The following is a 3,650-nucleotide window of genomic DNA, read 5'->3' as shown; positions in this document are numbered from 1 at the left end:
CCGCCGCCCCCGTTTATTTATTCTTTGCCCCCCCCCCCCACCCCGGGGCCGGCGCCGCTGCGTCCGGGCCCTTCCCGCCCCGCACTTTGCTCATTCGTGCCCTACGAGTGACATCTGAGAGAAATTCTTGGCACTGAGTGTCTTGTCGACTGGCACCCGGTGTCATACCTTGAGAGTGTCCGGGCGGCCGGCGCGCAGACACAACCGTCGTGTGCCGGCTGTCCCCACAAGCACTCTGTGCGCCCGGACGCCTGCGTCACAGGCACCTCGCGCCCGACCGGGCGCACCGCCGAGCACCAGCACACCGCCGAACCGACGGCATCGCCTCTGCACCCGCCGCACCCCTTTCCGCATCCCCCGACGTCCCCTCAAGCCGTTCCCTCGAAAGACAACGCGCTTCGCCGGAGGCACACCGTGAACCAGCTACTGGACGCCATCGTCGCGTCGGACAGCACGAGCGAGGACTTCGCCGCCCTGTCCATCCCCGAGTCGTACCGCGCGGTGACCGTGCACAAGGACGAGGCCGAGATGTTCGCCGGCCTCGCCACGCGGGACAAGGACCCCCGCAAGTCCCTGCACGTCGAGGACGTGCCCACGCCCGAGCTCGGCCCCGGCGAGGCCCTGGTCGCCGTCATGGCCAGCTCGGTGAACTACAACTCCGTCTGGACCTCGATCTTCGAGCCGCTGTCCACCTTCGGGTTTTTGGAGCGGTACGGGCGGCTCTCGCCGCTCGCCCGGCGGCACGACCTGCCGTACCACGTGATCGGCTCCGACCTCGCCGGCGTCGTACTGCGCACCGGCCCCGGCGTCAACACCTGGCGCCCCGGCGACGAGGTCGTCGCGCACTGCCTCTCCGTGGAGCTGGAGTCCTCCGACGGCCACAACGACACGATGCTCGACCCCGAGCAGCGCATCTGGGGCTTCGAGACCAACTTCGGCGGCCTGGCGGAGATCGCGCTCGTCAAGTCCAACCAGCTGATGCCCAAGCCCCGGCATCTCAGTTGGGAGGAGGCGGCCTCCCCCGGGCTGGTCAACTCCACCGCCTACCGGCAGCTCGTCTCGCGCAACGGCGCGGGCATGAAGCAGGGCGACAACGTCCTGATCTGGGGCGCGAGCGGCGGACTCGGCAGCTACGCCACGCAGTTCGCGCTGGCCGGCGGCGCCAATCCGATCTGCGTCGTCTCCAGCCCGCGCAAGGCGGAGATCTGCCGGAGGATGGGCGCGGAGGCGATCATCGACCGGACCGCCGAGGAGTACCGGTTCTGGAAGGACGAGCACCACCAGGACCCGCGCGAGTGGAAGCGGTTCGGCAAGCGCATCCGGGAGCTGACGGGCGGCGAGGACGTGGACATCGTCTTCGAACACCCCGGCCGCGAGACCTTCGGCGCCTCCGTGTACGTCACGCGCAAGGGCGGCACCATCGTCACCTGCGCCTCCACCTCGGGCTACACCCACGAGTACGACAACCGCTATCTGTGGATGTCGCTCAAGCGGATCATCGGCTCCCACTTCGCCAACTACCGCGAGGCGTGGGAGGCCAACCGGCTGATCGCCAAGGGGAAGATCCACCCGACGCTGTCGCGGACGTACGCGCTGGAGGAGACCGGGCAGGCGGCGTACGACGTGCACCGCAACCTCCACCAGGGCAAGGTCGGCGTGCTCGCGCTCGCGCCCGAGGAGGGCATGGGCGTCTCCGACCCGGAGCTGCGCGAGCGCCACCTCGACGCCATCAACCGCTTCCGCGACATCTGAACGCCCGGAGCGGGCAGGTCAGTTCAGAGAGTGCAGAACGGCCAGCACAAGCTGAGCGTTCCGAACGAGACGGCTGAGAGACGTACATGACTGAGCGTCAGAAGGATCGTCCGTGGCTGATGCGGACCTACGCCGGGCACTCCACCGCCGAGGCGTCCAACGAGCTCTACCGGCGCAACCTCGCCAAGGGGCAGACCGGCCTGTCGGTCGCCTTCGACCTCCCGACGCAGACCGGTTACGACCCCGACCACGTCCTCGCCCGCGGCGAGGTCGGCCGGGTCGGGGTCCCCGTCTCCCATCTCGGCGACATGCGGCGGCTGTTCCAGGACATCCCGCTGGAGCGCATGAACACCTCCATGACCATCAACGCCACCGCGATGTGGCTGCTGGCGATGTATCAGGTGGTGGCCGAGGAACAGGGCGCCGACATCACCGAGCTCTCCGGCACCACGCAGAACGACATCGTCAAGGAGTACCTGTCGCGCGGGACGCACGTCTTCCCGCCCGGCCCCTCGCTCCGGCTGACCACCGACATGATCGCGTACACGGTGGCCCGCATCCCCAAGTGGAACCCGATCAACATCTGTAGCTACCACCTCCAGGAAGCCGGTGCCACGCCCGTACAGGAGATCGCGTACGCGATGTCCACCGCCATCGCGGTGCTGGACGCCGTGCGCGACTCCGGGCAGGTGGCCCCGGAGCGGTTCGGGGACGTCGTCGCCCGGATCTCCTTCTTCGTGAACGCGGGCGTCCGCTTCATCGAGGAGATGTGCAAGATGCGCGCCTTCGGCCGCGTCTGGGACGCGATCACCCGCGAGCGGTACGGCATCGAGAACGCCAAGCAGCGCCGCTTCCGCTACGGCGTCCAGGTCAACTCGCTGGGCCTGACCGAAGCGCAGCCGGAGAACAACGTCCAGCGCATCGTGCTGGAGATGCTGGCCGTCACCCTCTCCAAGGACGCCCGCGCCCGCGCCGTGCAGCTCCCCGCCTGGAACGAGGCGCTGGGCCTGCCCCGCCCCTGGGACCAGCAGTGGTCGCTCCGTATCCAGCAGGTCCTGGCCCACGAGAGCGATCTGCTGGAGTACGAGGACATCTTCGCCGGCTCCCATGTCGTCGAGGCCAAGGTGGCGGCGCTCGTCACCGAGTGCCGGGCGGAGATCGCCCGTATCCAGGAGATGGGCGGCGCGATGGCCGCCGTGGAGTCCGGCTATCTCAAATCGCAGCTCGTCTCCTCGCACGCGGAGCGGCGGGCGCGGATCGAGGCCGGCGAGGAGCTGATCGTCGGTGTCAACAGCTACGAGTCCACCGAGCCCAACCCGCTCACCGCGGATCTCGACACCGCCATCATGACCGTCGACCCGGCCAACGAGGCGCGCGTGGTGGCGGCGCTGGGCGCCTGGCGCGACGACCGCGACGAAGGCCGCGCGCAGGACGCGCTGGCCGTGCTCAAGAAGACCGCGGCGGGCAGCGACAACCTCTTCGCCGCGACGCTCGAATGCGCCCGCGCGGGCGTCACGACCGGCGAGTGGTCCTGGGCGCTGCGGGACGTCTTCGGCGAGTTCCGCGCGCCTACGGGCGTGAGCGGCGCTCCCGTGGCGGTCGCCGCCGAGCCGGGCAGCCCGCTCGCGGCCGTACGGGCGAAGGCGGCCCGTACCGCCGAGGAGCTGGGCTGCGGCAGGCTGCGGCTGCTGGTCGGCAAGCCGGGCCTGGACGGGCACTCCAACGGCGCCGAGCAGATCGCCGTACGGGCCCGCGACGCCGGGTTCGAGGTGGTCTACCAGGGCATCCGGCTCACCCCGGAGCAGATCGTCTCGGCGGCCGTCGCCGAGGACGTGCACTGCGTCGGGCTGTCCATCCTCTCCGGCTCGCACGCCGAGCTGGTCCCCGACGTGCTGGCG

At 69.8% G+C, this 3,650-nt stretch carries 2 protein-coding genes; both read left to right on the top strand.

What is annotated here, in order from left to right; translation table 11 throughout:
* Positions 1-414: 414 nt before the first annotated feature.
* Positions 415-1,752 carry a crotonyl-CoA carboxylase/reductase gene (gene ccrA / locus ACFU99_RS37260; protein WP_384401182.1) on the top strand — a complete coding sequence of 446 codons (1,338 nt, stop codon included), beginning with the start codon at positions 415-417 and terminating at the stop codon, positions 1,750-1,752.
* Positions 1,753-1,838: 86 nt separating this feature from the next.
* Positions 1,839-3,650: methylmalonyl-CoA mutase family protein (locus ACFU99_RS37255; protein ID WP_384401179.1), on the top strand; the 1,812-nt coding region annotated here is incomplete at its 3' end.

This window comes from Streptomyces sp. NPDC057654 (genome assembly GCF_042800135.1).
Classification (GTDB): Bacteria; Actinomycetota; Actinomycetes; order Streptomycetales; family Streptomycetaceae; genus Streptomyces.
The sequence above is the reverse complement of the archived record's forward strand: the minus strand, read 5'-3'. Positions and strand labels throughout refer to the sequence as shown.